The following is a 16681-nucleotide window of genomic DNA, read 5'->3' on the forward strand; positions in this document are numbered from 1 at the left end:
GTTGTCTCCTCAAGTAGTCGGGGTGTCGGCGGTCATCGCGACGTGCGTAATCCACGCCGTCCCGGTCGGCTGCCACGCCTCGGTGGTGTGCCATCCGTGCTCGGCCAGCGCCCGTTCGGCAGCCTCGGTCGGCTCCTCGCCGCGTTGTACGGGCACGGGCATGGACGCGAAGGTCTGGCCGTAGTTGGAGAGCCGGACAATGGCGCCGTGGACGGGGTGGGTGTTGAGTTTCGCGGAGATCACGGTCGGCGCTCCTCAGATCGTCGGGGTGTCGGCGGGCGGTGGGCTGCGACGGCCTTGTGTCCGTCGAGGGTCACGGTGCACCGGTTACCGCCACCCAACCTCGGCAGGGCGATCAGGCCGGCGGCAAGAAGCGGCTTCCACCAGTCCAGGTCGACGGCGTCGGACCGGTCGTGGGCGGTGCCGACGTACAACGGCACCGGCTGGTCGAGTCGGGCGCCGGTCGCCTCGTCGTAGTAGCGGACGGACGCGTACAAGGTCAGGTGACCGTCGGCCATGTCCCGGAGCCGCTTGTACTGTTGGTGGGTCAGGTTAGTCATGGTCATTGCCCCTTCGCGTCGAGTTCGGCGAGCACCCGCCGGCCGTGCTTGGTGATGTGCCGAGCCGACCCGCCATGCACGGCGGACCCCGGCGAGAAGACGCCCTTACGGACGAGCCCTTCGACAGCCTTCCGCTCCTTCGGCGACGTCCAAGCGCCGACGTGGATGAGTCCGTTGTTGGCGGCGGCTTCGCGGAGGAGTCGGGTTTCGGTCGGCGACAGGGTGACCGGGTTCGGGGCCAGCTTCGCGGTGTTCACGGTCACGCCTCCAACGCCTTGTCGGTGACCTCGAAGTACCGGTCGTGTCGACCGGCCGGCGGCGGGCAGGTCACCAACCCGGCCTCTTCCAGGCTGGTCAGTTCCGCCACAACATCGCTGCCGGCCTCGCGGACGTCGGTGCCGTGGTGCTGCCAGATGACGCCGCCGTGGTCGCGGAAAACCTCGCGTCGGACGGCGACAGCCAACGCGTACAGGGTGCTCGGGCTCCTCGGGATCCGGTCAACCATCGGGGTCACCTTTCGTTGCTGAGGAACTGGTCGGCGGGCGCATGCCACGGGCCGATGATCTGCGTGCCGTCTGGCAACACCCGCACCTCTTGGAATGCCGCGTAGGCGCGCACCGGGTGGCTACGGTCCGTCCGGCCGGACAGGGCCAACGACGCCGAGCCGAGGTTGATGTCGTCGGCGTCGCGGCGGGCTTCCGCCTCGTCGACAGCCGGGACGAAGGTGGTTTCGCCATCGGCGGCGACGTAGGCGATAGCCCAGTCGGTTCGCTGCGGGGGTTCGCCGAGGGCGTAGGCGATGGCGTCGGCGGCGGCACGGAAGGTGGCGGTCATCGCCATCACTCCTCGTTGTTCTCGTCGCAGCGGCAGTCGTCGGCCAGTTCGCCGCAGCAGTCTTGGTGACCACCACCAACAAACCCGGTACCGCCGCACGCCGCGCAGTCCCAACCGGGGCTGGACTCGCCGGTGCCGTCGCAGGGTCCGCAGTCGCCACGCTCGGCGGTCGAGATCAGGGTGTCGGGGTCGAAAGTCATCGGGGTCACGCCTCCTCGGGTACGAACCTGTACCGGTACGCTGCCGGCATCCTCAAACCGGCCGATCACGGCAGGAATCCCGCCCGGCTGCATGGCGACAACCCGGTCGCCGGGTCGGGTGAGCAGCGGCGTCACCCACACACCCGGCTTGTCGAACACGCCGGCTTCCGCCAGTGCGTCGAGGTCGTAGCCCATCGCCATCCGGAACTCGGAGTCCGACAGGCTGACACGACGGAAGCCGTGCTCGGCGAGAATGCGAATGGCTTCAGCTTTGGTGGTTGCGACAACGATGACGCCGGCTTGCCGGATGTGACTGGCGAGGCCGAGCGCGTCGCGGGTGGCGGCGTCGATGAAGCCGTTGCTGCCGAGGGTGTAGGTCTTCAGCTTCGCCATCGGGTTACGCTCCCTCGGCCACACGTCGGGCGTTGGCCATGTCGTCGTCGGTCTGCGGGGTGCCGCCGCCGTTGACGAGGCCGAAGATCTCCGCCTCCTCGCGCAGCGTCGCGACCTTCGCCTCGATGTACGGCAACTTCGCGTGCCGCTTGAACCACGTCTGTCCCGTCCGGGTCAGCCCCGTGTAGCGCACGTACGGGCCGTCGTCGGTGTCCTCGGTCGCGGCGACCATCTCCGGGTCGAACCACGACGCCGGCACCGCGAACTCTCCGGCGAACCAGGCGAGGGTGGTGCGGATCCGCTGCTGCCCGTCGATCACGGCGTCGCTGGCCGGCTCGTCGGAGCGGGGGTCGAACACGTCGGTGTCGGTCCACCAGCGGGAGCGGCGGACGTTGACGATGACGGCGGCGATCGGCACGCCGGTAAGCCAGGAGCGGACCAGGGCGATGTGCTGGTCGAGGTTCCAGACCGAACCGCGCTGGTATGGCAGGTCGAGGATCAGTTCGCCTTCGTTTGCGGCGATTACGTAGCCGTACGCCTCGCGGTTCATGGCGTGCATGTCGTAACTGACCAGCGGCTTTGAGGTCTGGCGGGTCATCATCTACTCCCATGACGATTTAGTGGCTATCCACATCCTAGCGCACCTGAGACTAAGTGGCTAGCCACATGGCATACTGATTTCATGACCGAGAAGCCCAAGACCACCGACCGCCACCGCAACCCCAGCATGGCCCTGCGACCCGATCCCGAGCTGCGCGAACGAGGGGCGAAGGTTCTCGACGACAACAACTGGAACATGACCGAGTTCTTCGAATCCTGCCTCGAAGTACTCCTCCAGAACCCCGACGCGATGCTGAAGCGGCTGGGCCAGGTTCGGCGGACCCGCAAGAAGGGGCGCCCGCCCAAGCCCAAAACCTGACCGCCGCGTCACACCTACTCGGACGACTCGTAGACCTGCTCGACGTCGGTTGCCTCGCGGATCACCGGGCCACGCCCCAGGTTCTCTTCCTGCTGCTCGATCGCGTCGATCGCGTCCAGCCCGGTAGCTGCCCGGACGACGCCGATCACCCGAAGTTCGGTGGGGATGGCGTAGGTAACCCGCCACAGCGGCAGTTCGTTCATCGCAGTCCTCCTCGGGCTGGTCGGGTCAGCGGGTGTAGGTAGCGGCGGCGTTCAAATGGTTGGCCAGCTCGACCGTCAAATCCCGGTCGCGGTTCTCCCACTCCCACTCCCGAAAGTCGGTGCGGAGTTCGTACGTCCAGTAGTCGGCGACCCGGCTGAGGAGTGTCATCCAGTCGCCGGCCCGCATGTCATCGGCGGCGACACGGAGCGCACCGATCAGAGACACGGGACCGCTGGTCGCGTTGTCGGCGATGCCCTGTCCGTGTCGGTGGTGGCCGCGCTCGCGAACGAGCGCGGCAGCCCGGCGAAAGACTGGGGCGAGGTTGATGTTCGTCTTCATGCGCTCCTCCTCGGACTGGTCGGCGTTGGGTTTGGTGCCCTCGGCCGGTTTCGATCCGGCACCTCACGGTCGTCGCCTCCCGGCGAGACAAGGACTGGCGGCTAGCTGACGACCCGGCCGCCGAGTTCCTTCACTGCGGCCAGCAGGTCGGCCTCCCGCTCGCGGGGCACCTCCACAACCACCGTCACCGTCGTCTGCTCCCCCCGCCACCGCTTCAGCAGTGTGAAGAAGTTCGGGGAGCCGTCGCGCAGGTCCCGAGCAGTGATCCAGGTCGTGGGGCTCGGCTCGCGCGGACCCATCACCTGCCACTCCAGCGTCAGATACTCGATGGTGATCGGCTCGCTGTCGTCGCCGTCCCACCACTGGTCGGGAATGTCCGTCTCCTCGATGCACCAGTCGTTGCCGAGGACTTCATCCCAGAAGCGGTTGAACTCATCTCGGGTAATCGTCACCTTGGGCATCTCGGTCTCCTCGCTTCTTGGGCTGGTTGGGTCTCTGGGAGCGGATCGCCGGGGATTCGAACCCCGCTGGTGCGCCTACACGATCCGAGGTCGGGCACCCCGAAGGGTGCGGATGGTCAGTCCTGGCTTTCCAACTCGGCGCGCAACGCCTGGTACGCCTTGTTCGCCTCGGCCTCCGTACCGTGGTCAACCTCCTCCAGTACGTCACCGGTCGCGAGATCCACGATGGCGACCTTGGTTCCTGCGATGTCGGCGGCGAGCCTTTGCGGCAGGTACATGTCAGTTCTCCGATCGTCGGTCAGTACGAGCTGCGGTTGCTGTGCGCGTCCAAGCACCGCTGGCAGTTGATCGCGCTCGTCACCTCGTCGAACACCACGTCCTGCGCGTCGTCGGCCCGCACCTCGTGCATCATCGCGCCGCAGTAGGTGGCGAAGTCCCCCGCCAAGGCGAGGTGCACCACGTGCAGCGGGGAGCACACGTCGCAGATGCCGGAAGTCCGGCCGGGCTGGACGTTGGGGCCGAACTCGGCGCAGCAGTCACCGCAGTAGGTGGCCTTCTTCGTGCGGGCCATGGTCAGTGCTCCTGTCCGTTGTGAAAGTGGCCTTCGCCGACCATCCGCTGACCCTCGGCCCGCAGCCGACCCAGCAACGCCCGCTCGTCGGCCGACGGCTCGTGCGGCATCTGCTGCGTGTCGGCGACCTCCCGGCCGACGGCGTACAGGGACAGCTCGTACCAGACCCCGGCGTCGTCACCGGCGGCCCACGACAGGGCGATGTTGGCGCCGTCGAGGTATTCGGCGTCGCACAGGTCCGTGTCGCAGTCTTCGGCGTCGCAGTCGACGGCGTGGAGGATCAGGGCGTTGATCGTCTCGGCGGGGGTGGGGATGGAGCGGAATTCGAGGATGCCCTGGGGGGTGCCGTACAGGTAGCGGGCGGCTCCGGCGTTGTGGCGGGTCTCCTGCATCTTGTCCTCCCTCGAATCTCTGTCTCCGTTGTATGTACAGCTTAAGCCACGCCAATCCACCAGTCAACAACTAGGACAGAGTTTTAGAGGCTAGCCCTGACCAGCAGACTTACGCGGCCGACCACCCACACCCGACCGATCCTGCTGCCGCGCAAACCACTCCCGGATCTCCTCGGCCCGCGACAGATTCCACCACGGCCACTTCCCGTTCACCCCGTCCGGCTCCGGAAACGGATCCGACTCGTACGGGCCACCCGACTTCGACCGCTGCCGGTACCGAGACACCGTCGCCGCCTGCACACCACCCAACGCGGCCACAGCCTTCGTGTCCATGAACGGCGCCTCACCCACAGGATCCTCCGAAACTCGGTCCACACAACTTGCCGGACCATACGCTACCGAAGCACCCACACCAATCACCCCGCCTTCGCCGCAGACGCAGCCACCCCGCGCACCAGCTCGCGCAGCGACTCCCACGTCACGAGCGGAGCGCCGGGAATCTGCGGACAACCGTCCGGGGCGACCATCTCCCCCTCGTCCAGCAGATCCAATGCCCGACCGAAGTCGCCCGCGTGGAACGCCTCGCTGGCCTGACGTTCGAAGTCCCGCCCAACCTGCCGACGGGCTTCCTGTCGCTCCTCCATCTCACGTTCGGTGAACGAGGTCGCCAGCACCTCCGGGTGCTCGCCGAGGTAGGCGTACACCCAGTCGCACAGCTCGCGCCAGTCCCAGCCGCGTCGATCACCCAGGCCGGACAGCGGACCCTCGGTCACGTAGCGGGCCACCGACGACGCGCTGCCGCCGATCATCGGATGGGCGTACAGCCGGCCGGCGTGGTCCTCGATGATGTGCGTGACCCGGACCAGGTCAACGGGGTCGATGTCCATGTCACTCTCCACGGGCTCGGGCGACATCCGCCTCGGCGGCGATCGGCGTCAACGTGTCCAAGCACAGGGCTGCGACGGCCGAGGTCACGGACCGCTGCACGGAGGCCGCCGTACTTGAGTAGCTGCCGCTTTCGACGCCAACCGAGCCGGCCCGACTACGGAGCGACACGGCGAGCTGTTCTAGTTCGTCGGCGGCCCGCTCGATGTGCCGTCGCAGCGTTTCGGCCGCGTACCCCTCGACGGTGGACGGGATCGGGTTACTCACGGCGTGCCTCCTGACGGGTTCAGAGTCTTCTCTACAGCGGACCCGCGCGACACCGGTCAGGACCACATCACGACCGCGTTCCGCTCTCGCGCCCAGGATGCGATCTCGTGCAGTTGGGTGAGCCGTTCGGCGAGGTAGCCGGGGCGTCGTCCGCAGTCGATCCAGTTGGTGCCCTCGATCCGGGCCGGCAGCCCTCGGGTGTCGTCGGTGGCGACGTCGGAGAGTGCCTGGGCGAGCAGTACGCGGCCGAGGAAGTCCTCGGCGGCGAGTTCCCCGCATCCGTCGTTGGTGAGGCCGAGCAGGTCGAGGACCTGGGCCGCGTTCCCGTTGGCCATGTTGACCGTGGGGCCGCCGACGGTGGCGGGGGCGAAGGTGATGGACATGGGGGCCTCCCTGGGTTGGGTTGGGTGGTGCTCGCGTTCCCTTAGCGCCCGTTGGCGTTGGGGAGGCCCCTTGTCCCGCTCGCGCGGGTCCGCTGTTGAGTTAGAAACTTGGTGCGTGTTGTATGTACAGCTTAACGACTACCCGGGGGGCGGTCAACAACATAGACAGAGTTTCTGTCAGTCTCCTCGAACCGCAGCCCACGCCACGGTCATCGACCCGCCATCCCGATACACCTCGAACTCCCCCGCAGCCCGGTCGACAGCAGTCACCCACCACCCCGGCCCGTAGTCGACGACGATTACGCTCACCGCCTCACGCCGGTCGAACCGGTCGGCTACCTGCTCGGCGAACTCGTTGCGGCGATTGCGGCGCCGGTTCCGGTGCACGGTCAGCGGGCGCTCTACGGTCGCGGTCATCGGGTCTCCTCGCGGGTTTCGGGCGGGCACTCGTCGGGGCAGTCACCACGCTCACGGTCGGTGCCGCACGGCTGGTGGATGGTCGGGATCGGCTCGTACGTGACCGGGCGACGCCGGGGGTAGCCGTAGGTGGCCACCCCCGACCGCATCTCACCGCCGGTCACTGGCGGGGCAGATAGCGAGGGTCGACGATCGCGCCGACATCCGTCCGCTGGGCGACGGGGCGCGTCTCACGGCGTACCGCCGCGCGGATGAGTTTCGCGCAGCGGACGCAACGGCCACAGGAGCACGACGCCTGCCCGTTAGCATTGGCCATGCTGACCTCCTTCGGGGGGTTGGTGGTGAGGGCAGCCGGTGGCTTTCCAGGGCTTGATCGGCTGCCCTCGCGCTGGTTGGGGTGATCGGCTTCCGTGCCGGTCCCGCAGCGCTCGACCCCCTTCGAGGTCGAGCGCCACGGCGGACCGTGACGGTCAGAAGATTGACGTCAGTCCGGCGGCGACCACACCAAGCAGCAGTGCGGTACGCAGCAGGTCGACAGCGGCCCGCTGCCGGCGGTACTTCGCATCGGCGAGCCGGGACAGTGCCCGCAGCGTTTCCGTCCGCGAGCCGTCCCGCACCATCCGGTCGATGTCGTCGTCGGTGGCGGTGGCGTAGCCGACCAGGCCGTGCCCGCCGTTCAGGTTCGGTCGGGCCGAGCCGAGGAGGATCCAGCCGGCGGCGACGGTGGCAACCAGCGCGGCGACGAGCAGCACCACACACAGCGGCGGCTGGTCACGTCCGAGGAGGGTCACCCCGCCGGCCAGGGCGGCGGTGACGACGGCGAGGAGCAGGCCGGCTTTCGTGTCGACGCGGCCGAGTTCGGCCCGCACGGCGCCGATCTCCTCCCCGATCCGGTCGCCGGTCACGACGACCCGCCGTCGAGGAGTTCCATCAGCAGCGGCACGTGCGCGGCGAACACCTGGCCGCCATACTCGCCGGTCAGATGCCACACCAGATCGGCGTACAAGTCGGCCGGCACCCACACGGCCCGGCGAACCTCGCCCGGTTGCGGGATCAGACACGGGAACCAGCCCGGCCGGTAGACGCCCAGCCGCACGCGTGTCGGCACGCTCACCATCCACGCCTCGTCGCTGCACCTCGGGTCCGGCATGTACCGGGCCGGTAGCGTCGTCCAGTCTGCGTCGATGGCGAGCAGGCCGGTCTCCTCCAGCAGTTCGCGGCGGGCGGCCGTCTCCGGGTCCTCGCCCGGGTCGACGTACCCGCCGGGGACCGCCCACCCGGAGGTCCCGTCGCCGCCGGCACGTTCGATCATCAGTAGCCACCGGCCGCCGTGGGTGTCGGTCAGCGTCACGACCGCATCGGCGCACACCTGCTCACCCCAATGGCCGAGCCGGTTCCGCCCGTACCGAACCTTCGTTGGGGCGTGCGGGTTGACCGGCCGCCCGTCAACCACCTGGAACGGGATCAGCGCGGCAGCTTGCCGGGCGGTCCAGTCGATTCGGGCCGGGTTGGTTTCCGGGTCGGCCCACGACTCGCCACGGGCAGCAGCGGCCAGCACCTTCGGATCGGTGTAGGTGACATCGTCGGTCACCGTCCACCGCCGATGACGGGGCCGGGCGGGCAGGCGGGGCTGCCGTCGCCGTGTTGTCGCTCCGGCTGGTCGCCCCACGGACGTCCACCGCGCGGCGGCGGGGCGAGCCGGGTCGCCTTGTCACAGTCGGGGCACCGGCAGGTGTGTGTGGCGACACACAACGCGCTCGGGATGTAGTCGGGACCTGACCGCCTGCGGTCAAACACGACTACCGCCGGCCCTGCTTCTGCTTGTTCCGCAGCTCGTCGGCGACCGGGACGACCTTCGACGGCGACAGGTCGCCAAGCTGCCGACCGATCCCGCTGTCCTTGTCCTTGTTGTTCTGCGCCATGACGTCTCCTTCAGGGAGTGGTTGGGGGTGGACCGTCCGGCCCCCTGCCCCGGCACGACACGGATTTGCGCCGGAGAGGGATCGGACGGGGCTACCGCCGTCGGGTGAGGAGTCGCCGCAGCGGACCCTCTGTGATCGTCTGGGTGGTCCACTCGTCGTAGCCGCGCAGATGGCGAGGCAACGTCGTCTCCACCACCTCGACCCGGCCGTCCTTGCCGATCCGGTGCCCGTACTCGCGCTTCGCCACTACACGCCCTCGCTCTTCCACCAGGCGACCAGCGCCGCCCGGCCGTCGTCGCTGATCGGCTCCGGCAGCGTCCGACCCGCAGCCGTCCACCAGCCGGTCAGCGTCGCGAAGTCGTCTTCGGTGATCGCCTTGTGGTCGCGGAGCGCGACCGCCATCAGCACCTCGGACGGGCCGAGCCCGATCCGCATCCGTACCGCCTCCACCCACGGGTCGATGTCGGTGATGCCGGCGCACGACGACGAGGATCCGATCGGGTGCTCCTCGTACGCCTCTTCGGCGCGGTCGGCCGCGTCCTGGTGCCGGTCGGGGTCGGCGTTGTAGGCGTCGCGGTAGTGGTTGTTGAGCTGCTCCTGGTCGGCGACCGAGCGCCGTTTGATCTGGTCGAGGATGTTGTGGATCGCGGGTCCGAACTCGGCGGGCGGGGCAACGCCCAACCACGCGTAGTAGTTGAACGGGTCGATGTCCTCGTACGGGTCGACCTGCTCGTCGTCGTCGAGGAGTGTGTCGGTCATGGCTGTCTCCTGAGGGTTGATTGCCTGTGGTGACCCTGCGCGGGCCGGGAGTGCAACGCCCGGCCCGGCAGGCTCGCCGACAGACCGGTCAGTCCTCGAACCGCCGCCAACCGGTGATCGTCACCGAGTAGCCGGGGTGGTTCTCGTCCCTGATCGTCTTGGTGATCGCGCTGATGTCGTCGCCGGCGCGGATCGGTGGGCACGTCATGTCGGACCAGCCGTAACCGAGTCCGTCGCGCGTGGCGTAGACGTAGGTAACGAAGTAGCGGATGCGCTGTTCGGTCACCGGACGCTCGCCCACGACTCGTTGATCGCGGCCCGGCGGGCGTTGCCCCGGTTCGGACGGACCCGGATAGTGGCCCGGTCCTCGCCGTAGCCGACGGTGCGGGTGGAGCGGATCTCGCGGGGCAGGTGACCGTTCGTGGCGCTCGCGTACATGACAGTTCTCCTCATATCGGGGCGAATCATCGAACTCTGGATAGACCTCCGGCCAGGCGGCCGGGGTTTGCTGCTGAAAGGTGGGTCAGAAAAGAGAGATCAGAACGGTGTCGGTTAGCGGATCGAACGCCTCACCGGCCTGCCACGGGTCCACCGGCACGGCCAGACGCTCCACCCCCGACCGGTGCAGGCCCACATACCGGGCGGGCCGGCGGAACAGGCGACTCACCGGACACCCCCGACCAGCGCGGCCCGGCGCAGCAACTCGGCCTCGTCGGCGTGCCGGACAGCATCCGCGAGCGGAGACGACGGCAACGCCGCATCCTCAGCCAGCGCACGAGCGAACGCATCCTCGGACATGCCCTCGATCGCGGCGACGTGCGCGGCCTCGAACTTGGCAACCTCCACCGCGTTCACCGCCGCTCACCCGCCTTCGGGTCGTTCACCGGCACCCCGGCCGGCATGCTCGTCGGCCAGCGACGAACAGGCTGGCTGGTGTTCAGCTTCGTCCACGACGGCTTCCCGGCAGGCTTCGCGTTCATCGGGTCACCGCCTTGAGCGCGCCGTCCACGAACGCCAACGCCTCCGTCGACTCGTAACCGCCCGGGACCGTCAGCCGCAGCCGGCGCAGTGTGCCCGGCCCGACCGGCTCGCCCCCGACCGCTACCGACGCCCGGTGCAGTTCCCGCACGATGCGGACGTACCGGTGTTCGTTGGCCGGGTCGATCTTCACGTCCGGGTCAACGCGCACGGTCTTGAGTTCGTCGATGTACACCCGGCCGGCGGCCACGTCTGCGAGGACTCGAAGCGTGAAGGTGTCCACGTCAGACCACCTCCTGCTCGTCCAGCGAGGGGTGAATGTCGGGAGTCATGCCAGCCCCCCCGACTTGCTGTGCCGCTGACCGGCGGCGGCTGCCGCCTGGGACGCGAGCCGGTAAAGGTCGTCGAGTTGCGCCATCGACATCGGGCCGGCGTAGGCGCGGACCGGACCGGTCTTCACCTTCCCGGCGTCGTCGGTCCGGTCGACCCGGCGCATCGTCACCTCGTGCCCGGACACAATCCCGAACAGGTGCTCGTGGGTAACGGACCCGTCGTCGTTGATGGTGTGCCGCTCCGGCTGGCACCACGGCGGGCAGGCGACCTGCGCGTCGGCCTGCGACATAACCTCGGTCTGCTCCACGGTCACACCTCCCCGACCGGCTCGAAGTAGCCGAGGAGAATCACCGGCGCGACCCGTCCGGACGGCATCCGACAGCTCGTGAACAGGCCGCCGTGCTCGACGAACACGACCTCCACCAGCAGGTCCGGCCGGGTCAGGCACCGCCACCGCTGCCCCACGGCAGGGCGGGGTACGTCGATCGGGCGGACATCGTCCGGGCCGACTGTGATTCGACCGATGGTCCCGGCTGTGAACACGTCAATCCAGGGGTGCCCGTCCACATCACGGACGGCGGTGACCTCGCCGGGGTTCTCTACCCCCCGGTGGTCGGTGGCGAAAACGAGGTCGCCGACAGTGGGCAGGTACGTCATGGTCACGCCACCTCCCGGCCCTTGCCGTAGGCGTAGTTCGCCGCCGCACCCCAAACCGCGTCCCACATGCCGCCACGCTTCAGCGGGCGCTGGAAGACGTCGAGCATCGCCGCCCGGAACTCCGGGTCGGCGTTCGGCCGGCGGGTCGGGGAGAACACGTCGAACGAGCCGGAGATCACGTCAAGGTCGGCGCGTGTTTTCGGGTCCGTCGTCGGGTCGGTCAGGGCCACGGACACCCAGCGGGCGTAGCCTTCCAGTTCGATGTCGAGCGGGCTACGGTCGTCGGGCTCCGGGAAGGCGAGGGCGGTCGTCGTCATCGGGCCACCCCCGTCCGGGCGGCCCGCTCGGCGCGGTCCCGCTCCATGCCGGCCCGGAACTCGTCCCGGAACTCCTTGAACGTGCGCGGGTGGGGGATCTCGGCCGCCACCTCGGCGAGCGCCGTGCCGACCTGTGCGGTCAGCGCGTTCAGCGTCTCCTCCGAGATCGGGTCGACCAGGTCCAGCAGGGCGTTCAGGTGCTCGACCCGGGCCCGGGACGGCCCGTCGGTACGGCGCTGCATCCGGTGCAGCTCGGCCGTCAGAGTCTCGTTCAGGTCGGCCCGGATCTCCTCCGGCGACTTGAACGCCTCCCCACCGGTCGCGATGACCTCACGGGCAAGGATCGCCGTGGCCTGGTCCGGGGTGGTGAAGGACAGCTCGTCGTGCCGGTACGCGGTGGTGCCGGCGTAGGTGTTGATCGCGAAGCCGCCCTCGACGGTACGGCTCGACTGGATGGACAGCGCGCCGTGCCTCGTAGTGAGGGGCGCGGGCAGCGTGGAGGTAGAGTCCACAGCAAGATTCCCTTCGGGGGATCCGTGGGCCCCTGCACCGGTCGTCCGACCAAAGAAGTCCGGTGCGGGGGTTTCTTCGTTGCTGTGGTTAACCTTGCCCGACTGTCATATGAAAGTCAAGGCTTCATACGTCACGGCGCAGGGAACTTGTAGACAACCTCGTACGCCTCAGCGTCGAGCACCATCCGGTTCACCTCGACGCATCGCTCCCCCGACCAGGCCAGACGCGTGATCTCCAGAACCATCGCGCCAACGCTGCGTAGCTCCAGACCTTCCACCTCGGTAGGCCGAGGCGCCCGACCGATTAGACGCTCCTCATAGCGGGTCGGCTCGTAGCCCAGTTCGGCCAGTACGCCATGAATGCCACCAGGGCCCGGACTAGAGTGCTCAATTCGGGTGCCGCGCGTAAGGTCGGTTGGTAGGTACGACACCGAGAGCTGCACAAACCGGCCGTCGACCTTGAAGCGACGAAGCCGGGATAGCACCACCGTGCCGGGCTCCACGCCCAGGGCTTCGGCAACGTCTGGCGGAGGTACAACGTCGGCCACGAGCGGATTTACGGCACGCCAGCGATCGCCAGTGTCGTGATCCTGGATCATCTTGCCCTGTGCTCGAAGCTTCGGGTCGAGCCGATCCGGTGAGACACGCCTAATCCGCGCGAACTGCTTCGCCACGTAGAAGCCAGACCCTCGGCGCGACATGACCCAGCCCTCGCCACGAAGGATCGACAAGGCGTGCTCCGTCGCGCCCCGGCCGATTCCGTGCTCTTCGGCCAGCTTGGCGATCGACGGCAGCTTGGTGCCCTCCCGGAGGGCACCGGACTGGATGTCCTCGCGCATCTTGTCGGCGAGCCTGCGCGCCGCCGGGTCCGGCTCCGTCACCTAACACCCCCAACTGTCATCTGACAGTTGGCAGGCTACTTCACTCAGAAGTAGTCAACCGCAGGTGTAGCGATAGCGCCTGACCTGCTGGTATAGCAAGATCGCTCCGTCATACGTCAGATTGACTTTCATATGACGATCCGGCATGATCTAGGTATGGACTTTGACCGCATCGTGCTACTCGCGGACGCCCGGAAGCGGGTTCGCGACGGCAAGACCGCCCGAGACATCCGCGTCCAAGCCGGCGTGACCATGGAAGACATGGCGTACGCACTCGGCGTCACCCAATCAACCATCAGCAGATGGGAGGGCGGCTCCCGGCAACCGCGCGGCGACGCAGCGATCCGGTGGGCTCAACTTCTCACCGAGCTGGACCGTCTCAACCAGTCCGTTGCCGCCGCCTGACATGAACAGGTCGGGCCGGGCAGGTGCGTCAACACCTGAAGCCCCGGCCCTTGATCGGGAGGTCCCCCGACCCGTGCCCAATCGTAATTCGCGCCCCCGCCAGAACAGGTGTGCGGTTCCTGCGCCTGCCGACCACCTCACTGCCGGCATAACGCTCAACGCCGTCGGCTCCATCGCCAACGGCCAGCAGACATACACCCGAGACCAGGTCTCCTACCTGGTCTCGCTCGCCTACGAGACTGGCCGAACCCACGGCGCCACCGAGGACATGGCCGAAGTCGTCGCCTGCTGGGCCGAGTTCGCCGAGCCACGGGCGACCCGACAGCAGCGCACCGCCGCCCGGCTCGCCGAGATGAAAGCTGGGCACGAGCGCGAGCAACGTAGGCCACCCAACCAGTGGATGCGACGGGTCTACGACGACATGGAGTGGCCCGAGGTCGCTGTGCCCGGCGCCGTCGACCTGAACACCCTCAACGGAACCTGGCCGGCCCTCGCGCCCCGCGAAGCGCCTTCGGCTAGCAGCAACGGCCGCAACTCTGGCCGTCGCCACCTGCGGGTGGTGGCATGACCGTCACCCCCTACCGTCAAGACTGGTCGGACATCTTCGGCGACGAACCGCAGTCAGATGGCGAACCACGGCGGATCATCGTCCCCACCGTCTCCACCGCTGGTCGCGGTGCTGGCGCGACTCCGTTCACCGCTGGCGCCGGTTACGCGCGGCGGTTCCCGATCGACGCACTCCCGCCCGACATGCGGTCGTACGCCCGAGATCTAGCCATTCGCAAGCAGGTTCCGGTTGACCTGCCGGCGTTGACCATGCTCGGCATCCTCGGCTCCGTCGCCGGACCCCGGGTCACGATCCGCCGGGATCTCGACTGGCGGCAGCCAACGAACCTGTACACCCTCTGCGCGCTTCCCTCCGGCGCCGGAAAGTCGCCGACAGTAGATGAGCTGCGACGCGGGTTATGGAAGGCACAGAAGGCACTTTCGGAGGCACACGAACTTGACGTGGCGGCGAAGATCGTAGAACTGACCCGCCAGGTCGAGGAGATGCGCACCAAGGCCAACGACATCAGCACCCTGCCCGACGAGCGGGACCTACTCCGCACACAGGCCAAGGCACTGGAGAAGCAGGCCGACGAACTGGCATCCGAACCGCCGCCGTCGCCCGAACTGGTCTTCGACGGCGACACCACACCGGAGGCGTTGGCCGGCTCGATGGCGTTGAACAACGGGGCAGCGGCAGTCATCGACGACGAAGGCACGTTCCTGCGGAACCTTGGCGGCCAGTACAGCGGCGGGAAGACGGGCAACCTCGGGTTGGTTCTGGTCGGCTACGACTGCCGCTACTACCGGCCGAAGCGGGTTACTCGGGTCGCTGATCCGATTACCCGGGCTGCCCTGTCGCTGGTCATCTCGCCACAGCCGGGGATCGTCGCCGACATGATGCGTAACCAGATGATGGAGGAAACCGGCGTCGTGAACCGGTTCCTGGTCTGCATCCCCGGCGAGCTGACCGGCTACCGCACCGAGCGTCCGTCTACCTACTTTCGGGACACCCCCAACCAGTACGCCGACCGGACCGGCCGCGAGTGGTGGGCCAGCCTGTTGGAGAACATCGTCCGCTACGAGGTCATTGGAGAAGCCGACCCCGAGGATGCGGCAACGATCGAGTTGACCCGGGGCGCGTGGAAGATGCACCGCGAGTACGAGCAGGCAGTCGAGGTACGGCTACGCCCGGAAGGCGACTTGCATCGAATCAGCGCGTGGGCAACCAAGCACACCGCCCGAGTGCTTCGAGTGGCCGCGCTGCTCCACCTGGCCGGCGGCGCGTCCAGCGACGACGAGCTGTCCGAGTCAGTCATGGCGCAGGGTCATTGCGTTCTGGGGTAGCTGCTGGTCATTGCAGTGATGAGGTCGTGCGGGCGACGGTCGGCGCGTCTGGTGGCGCGGGCGATGTTGGTATCGCCGTTGGTGCGGTGGTAACTGGCCGCGGTGTTACGTAGCGTCGCCATGATTGCGGGGCCGGTGCCGGTTCTGGCTTGGTGGAGGTCTTCACGGAACGTGACGTCGCGGACATGATGGACCTGATTCTCGATCAGCCACTCGTTTCGGGCCCAGGACTGCAGGTCCGCGGGTTGGGCGTGCTCGGCGGGGAGGGAGATGGTGTAGTAGGCGGTTTCCCTGGTGGTCTTGCCCTTGAGGGTGCGGGTGCGGGTGATCCGGACGGCCTGCTCGGCGTGAGGGAACAGCAGACCGCCGGGGGTGGCTACGGTGAGCGCCTTGACCGTGCGGGTCTCCCGCCGGCCGTGACCGGTTTCGCGGCGTCGGTCACCCACCGGGACCTGGGCCCAGGGCAAGGCCTTGAGCTGGGCAAACACGGTCGGCTGGTTACCTTTGACCGGGATGAGCAGGTCGGCGCCGCGAGCGGCGACCTCGGTCGCGTGGCTGGTCTGTGTATGGAGGGCGTCGGCCACGAAGATGAGGCCGTCCAGGCTACCCAGAACCTGTTCGACCGCGTCCAGCAGTGGGGTGAACGCGGGGATTTCGTTGCTTTTCGCGGCCACGGTGACCTGAGCGAGCACGATGCCGGTGCTGGTGTCCAGCGCGGACAGCAGGTGGACCCGGCTGCCATCGGCGCGGCGGGCGCCGCGCATGGTCTTGCCGTCGATGGCGATGACGATCCGGTACCGCCGAGGTCGGGGCGTGACCGGAGGCGGGACGCGGGTACGCAGCCAGTCGGCGAGCACGGTGGCCAGCAGGTCAGCGTCCAACCTGGTCAGCAGCCGCCAGATCGTGGTCGCGGCCGGGACGGCGCGGATGAACCCGAGCCGGGCCCTGGCGAGGTCATCGAGGTCGTGCAGCCAGTCCGCGATGGCCGCGAACGATGATGCGCCGGCGGTCACGGCGCACACCGCGACGGTCAGTAGCCCGACGAGCGGGTAACGCGCCCCACGCGGGGACCGGGGGTCCGCGATGGTGGCCAACGAGTGCTGGAGCCCAGCTTCTTCACCCTCGGTGACAAGGCGCGGTGGCGAGTCGGTGGGGGTGCGAACTGCGGACAGTACCTGAATCGGGCATGCTGACATCGC

Annotated in this window: 39 protein-coding genes; 4 read left to right on the plus strand and 35 right to left on the minus strand. The window is 68.1% G+C overall.

What is annotated here, in order from left to right:
* Positions 1-9 precede the first annotated feature (9 nt).
* The 7 genes from O7626_RS40250 to O7626_RS40280 are packed head-to-tail and all read right to left on the minus strand — an operon-like array spanning position 10 to position 2585.
* Positions 10-243 (minus strand): hypothetical protein, encoded by a 234-nt coding sequence (locus O7626_RS40250; protein ID WP_278066673.1) that lies wholly within the window; start codon positions 241-243, stop codon positions 10-12.
* Positions 240-560, minus strand: coding sequence for a hypothetical protein (locus O7626_RS40255; protein WP_278066674.1), 321 nt, complete (start codon positions 558-560; stop codon positions 240-242). The genes O7626_RS40250 and O7626_RS40255 overlap by 4 nt, the downstream gene beginning before the upstream one ends.
* Before the next feature lie 2 nt (positions 561-562).
* Positions 563-823, minus strand: coding sequence for a hypothetical protein (locus O7626_RS40260; RefSeq protein ID WP_278066675.1), 261 nt, complete (start codon positions 821-823; stop codon positions 563-565).
* Positions 820-1065 carry a hypothetical protein gene (locus O7626_RS40265; protein WP_278066676.1) on the minus strand — a complete coding sequence of 82 codons (246 nt, stop codon included), beginning with the start codon at positions 1063-1065 and terminating at the stop codon, positions 820-822. Before O7626_RS40265 ends, O7626_RS40260 begins: the two co-directional genes overlap by 4 nt.
* A 5-nt stretch (positions 1066-1070) precedes the next feature.
* Positions 1071-1394, minus strand: coding sequence for a hypothetical protein (locus O7626_RS40270; protein WP_278066677.1), 324 nt, complete (start codon positions 1392-1394; stop codon positions 1071-1073).
* A 5-nt stretch (positions 1395-1399) separates the two neighbouring features.
* Entirely contained in the window at positions 1400-1987 is a 588-nt protein-coding gene (locus O7626_RS40275) for a hypothetical protein (protein WP_278066678.1), read from the minus strand.
* A gap of 4 nt (positions 1988-1991) precedes the next feature.
* Positions 1992-2585 (minus strand): DUF262 domain-containing protein, encoded by a 594-nt coding sequence (locus O7626_RS40280; RefSeq protein ID WP_278066679.1) that lies wholly within the window; start codon positions 2583-2585, stop codon positions 1992-1994.
* An 84-nt stretch (positions 2586-2669) separates the two neighbouring features.
* On the opposite strand from O7626_RS40280, the gene O7626_RS40285 reads away from it, so the two are divergent.
* Positions 2670-2906, plus strand: a complete 237-nt coding sequence (locus O7626_RS40285) for a hypothetical protein (protein WP_278066680.1) — start codon at positions 2670-2672, stop codon at positions 2904-2906.
* A 14-nt stretch (positions 2907-2920) separates the two neighbouring features.
* Here the strand turns inward: O7626_RS40285 and O7626_RS40290 are convergent, their stop codons facing one another.
* The 27 genes from O7626_RS40290 to O7626_RS40420 form a co-directional block, all read right to left on the minus strand.
* On the minus strand, positions 2921-3109 hold the full coding sequence (locus O7626_RS40290) for a hypothetical protein (RefSeq protein ID WP_278066681.1): 189 nt from the start codon (positions 3107-3109) through the stop codon (positions 2921-2923).
* Between the two features lie 25 nt (positions 3110-3134).
* A complete protein-coding gene (locus tag O7626_RS40295) occupies positions 3135-3449 on the minus strand; it encodes a hypothetical protein (RefSeq protein WP_278066682.1) in 315 nt (104 codons plus the stop codon).
* 101 nt (positions 3450-3550) lie between these two features.
* Positions 3551-3910: a hypothetical protein gene (locus O7626_RS40300; protein WP_278066683.1), complete on the minus strand. Its 360-nt coding sequence runs from the start codon at positions 3908-3910 to the stop codon at positions 3551-3553.
* Between the two features lie 116 nt (positions 3911-4026).
* A complete protein-coding gene (locus O7626_RS40305) occupies positions 4027-4188 on the minus strand; it encodes a hypothetical protein (RefSeq protein ID WP_278066684.1) in 162 nt (53 codons plus the stop codon).
* Between the two features lie 20 nt (positions 4189-4208).
* On the minus strand, positions 4209-4481 hold the full coding sequence (locus O7626_RS40310) for a hypothetical protein (protein ID WP_278066685.1): 273 nt from the start codon (positions 4479-4481) through the stop codon (positions 4209-4211).
* Between the two features lie 2 nt (positions 4482-4483).
* Positions 4484-4873 (minus strand): hypothetical protein, encoded by a 390-nt coding sequence (locus O7626_RS40315; protein ID WP_278066686.1) that lies wholly within the window; start codon positions 4871-4873, stop codon positions 4484-4486.
* Positions 4874-5289: 416 nt separating this feature from the next.
* Complete coding sequence (locus O7626_RS40320) at positions 5290-5760, minus strand: hypothetical protein (protein ID WP_278066687.1); 471 nt, start codon at positions 5758-5760, stop codon at positions 5290-5292.
* A 1-nt stretch (position 5761) separates the two neighbouring features.
* Complete coding sequence (locus tag O7626_RS40325; RefSeq protein ID WP_278066688.1) at positions 5762-6025, minus strand: hypothetical protein; 264 nt, start codon at positions 6023-6025, stop codon at positions 5762-5764.
* A gap of 56 nt (positions 6026-6081) precedes the next feature.
* Positions 6082-6408 carry a hypothetical protein gene (locus tag O7626_RS40330; RefSeq protein WP_278066689.1) on the minus strand — a complete coding sequence of 109 codons (327 nt, stop codon included), beginning with the start codon at positions 6406-6408 and terminating at the stop codon, positions 6082-6084.
* 177 nt (positions 6409-6585) lie between these two features.
* On the minus strand, positions 6586-6825 hold the full coding sequence (locus tag O7626_RS40335) for a hypothetical protein (RefSeq protein ID WP_278066690.1): 240 nt from the start codon (positions 6823-6825) through the stop codon (positions 6586-6588).
* Positions 6822-6989, minus strand: a complete 168-nt coding sequence (locus O7626_RS40340) for a hypothetical protein (protein ID WP_278066691.1) — start codon at positions 6987-6989, stop codon at positions 6822-6824. The genes O7626_RS40335 and O7626_RS40340 overlap by 4 nt, the downstream gene beginning before the upstream one ends.
* A gap of 306 nt (positions 6990-7295) precedes the next feature.
* A complete protein-coding gene (locus O7626_RS40345; protein ID WP_278066692.1) occupies positions 7296-7730 on the minus strand; it encodes a Pycsar system effector family protein in 435 nt (144 codons plus the stop codon).
* A complete protein-coding gene (locus O7626_RS40350) occupies positions 7727-8416 on the minus strand; it encodes an NUDIX hydrolase (protein ID WP_278066693.1) in 690 nt (229 codons plus the stop codon). Before O7626_RS40350 ends, O7626_RS40345 begins: the two co-directional genes overlap by 4 nt.
* Positions 8417-8624: 208 nt before the next feature.
* Positions 8625-8747, minus strand: a complete 123-nt coding sequence (locus tag O7626_RS40355; RefSeq protein WP_278066694.1) for a hypothetical protein — start codon at positions 8745-8747, stop codon at positions 8625-8627.
* A 91-nt stretch (positions 8748-8838) separates the two neighbouring features.
* Positions 8839-8994: a hypothetical protein gene (locus O7626_RS40360; protein ID WP_278066695.1), complete on the minus strand. Its 156-nt coding sequence runs from the start codon at positions 8992-8994 to the stop codon at positions 8839-8841.
* The gene (locus O7626_RS40365) at positions 8994-9506 is read right to left on the minus strand and encodes a hypothetical protein (protein WP_278066696.1); all 513 of its coding nucleotides are present in this window, start codon (positions 9504-9506) and stop codon (positions 8994-8996) included. The genes O7626_RS40360 and O7626_RS40365 overlap by 1 nt, the downstream gene beginning before the upstream one ends.
* 88 nt (positions 9507-9594) lie before the next feature.
* Positions 9595-9807, minus strand: a complete 213-nt coding sequence (locus O7626_RS40370) for a hypothetical protein (protein WP_278066697.1) — start codon at positions 9805-9807, stop codon at positions 9595-9597.
* On the minus strand, positions 9789-9944 hold the full coding sequence (locus tag O7626_RS40375; RefSeq protein WP_278066698.1) for a hypothetical protein: 156 nt from the start codon (positions 9942-9944) through the stop codon (positions 9789-9791). The genes O7626_RS40370 and O7626_RS40375 overlap by 19 nt, the downstream gene beginning before the upstream one ends.
* A gap of 85 nt (positions 9945-10029) precedes the next feature.
* Positions 10030-10173, minus strand: coding sequence for a hypothetical protein (locus O7626_RS40380; RefSeq protein WP_278066699.1), 144 nt, complete (start codon positions 10171-10173; stop codon positions 10030-10032).
* Positions 10170-10361 (minus strand): hypothetical protein, encoded by a 192-nt coding sequence (locus tag O7626_RS40385; RefSeq protein ID WP_278066700.1) that lies wholly within the window; start codon positions 10359-10361, stop codon positions 10170-10172. Before O7626_RS40385 ends, O7626_RS40380 begins: the two co-directional genes overlap by 4 nt.
* Positions 10358-10486: a hypothetical protein gene (locus O7626_RS40390; RefSeq protein ID WP_278066701.1), complete on the minus strand. Its 129-nt coding sequence runs from the start codon at positions 10484-10486 to the stop codon at positions 10358-10360. Before O7626_RS40390 ends, O7626_RS40385 begins: the two co-directional genes overlap by 4 nt.
* Positions 10483-10767, minus strand: coding sequence for a hypothetical protein (locus tag O7626_RS40395; protein WP_278066702.1), 285 nt, complete (start codon positions 10765-10767; stop codon positions 10483-10485). Before O7626_RS40395 ends, O7626_RS40390 begins: the two co-directional genes overlap by 4 nt.
* A 45-nt stretch (positions 10768-10812) precedes the next feature.
* Complete coding sequence (locus O7626_RS40400; RefSeq protein ID WP_278066703.1) at positions 10813-11124, minus strand: hypothetical protein; 312 nt, start codon at positions 11122-11124, stop codon at positions 10813-10815.
* A gap of 2 nt (positions 11125-11126) precedes the next feature.
* Complete coding sequence (locus tag O7626_RS40405) at positions 11127-11480, minus strand: hypothetical protein (RefSeq protein WP_278066704.1); 354 nt, start codon at positions 11478-11480, stop codon at positions 11127-11129.
* The gene (locus O7626_RS40410; protein WP_278066705.1) at positions 11477-11791 is read right to left on the minus strand and encodes a hypothetical protein; all 315 of its coding nucleotides are present in this window, start codon (positions 11789-11791) and stop codon (positions 11477-11479) included. The genes O7626_RS40405 and O7626_RS40410 overlap by 4 nt, the downstream gene beginning before the upstream one ends.
* Positions 11788-12303: a hypothetical protein gene (locus O7626_RS40415; protein WP_278066706.1), complete on the minus strand. Its 516-nt coding sequence runs from the start codon at positions 12301-12303 to the stop codon at positions 11788-11790. The genes O7626_RS40410 and O7626_RS40415 overlap by 4 nt, the downstream gene beginning before the upstream one ends.
* Positions 12304-12434: 131 nt before the next feature.
* Positions 12435-13184, minus strand: coding sequence for a GntR family transcriptional regulator (locus O7626_RS40420; RefSeq protein WP_278066707.1), 750 nt, complete (start codon positions 13182-13184; stop codon positions 12435-12437).
* A 156-nt stretch (positions 13185-13340) separates the two neighbouring features.
* Between O7626_RS40420 and O7626_RS40425 the strand changes: the two genes are divergently transcribed.
* From O7626_RS40425 to O7626_RS40435, 3 genes are all read left to right on the plus strand, one after another.
* Complete coding sequence (locus O7626_RS40425; protein WP_278066708.1) at positions 13341-13589, plus strand: helix-turn-helix transcriptional regulator; 249 nt, start codon at positions 13341-13343, stop codon at positions 13587-13589.
* Between the two features lie 73 nt (positions 13590-13662).
* Entirely contained in the window at positions 13663-14157 is a 495-nt protein-coding gene (locus O7626_RS40430) for a hypothetical protein (protein ID WP_278066709.1), read from the plus strand.
* A complete protein-coding gene (locus O7626_RS40435; protein ID WP_278066710.1) occupies positions 14154-15482 on the plus strand; it encodes a YfjI family protein in 1329 nt (442 codons plus the stop codon). The genes O7626_RS40430 and O7626_RS40435 overlap by 4 nt, the downstream gene beginning before the upstream one ends.
* Here O7626_RS40435 and O7626_RS40440 read toward each other — a convergent pair.
* The gene (locus O7626_RS40440) at positions 15464-16576 is read right to left on the minus strand and encodes an ISAs1 family transposase (protein ID WP_278060713.1); all 1113 of its coding nucleotides are present in this window, start codon (positions 16574-16576) and stop codon (positions 15464-15466) included. The genes O7626_RS40435 and O7626_RS40440 overlap by 19 nt on opposite strands.
* Positions 16577-16681 lie beyond the last annotated feature (105 nt).

Origin of the sequence: Micromonospora sp. WMMD1102 (assembly GCF_029626265.1) — a bacterium.
Lineage (GTDB): Bacteria > Actinomycetota > Actinomycetes > Mycobacteriales > Micromonosporaceae > Plantactinospora.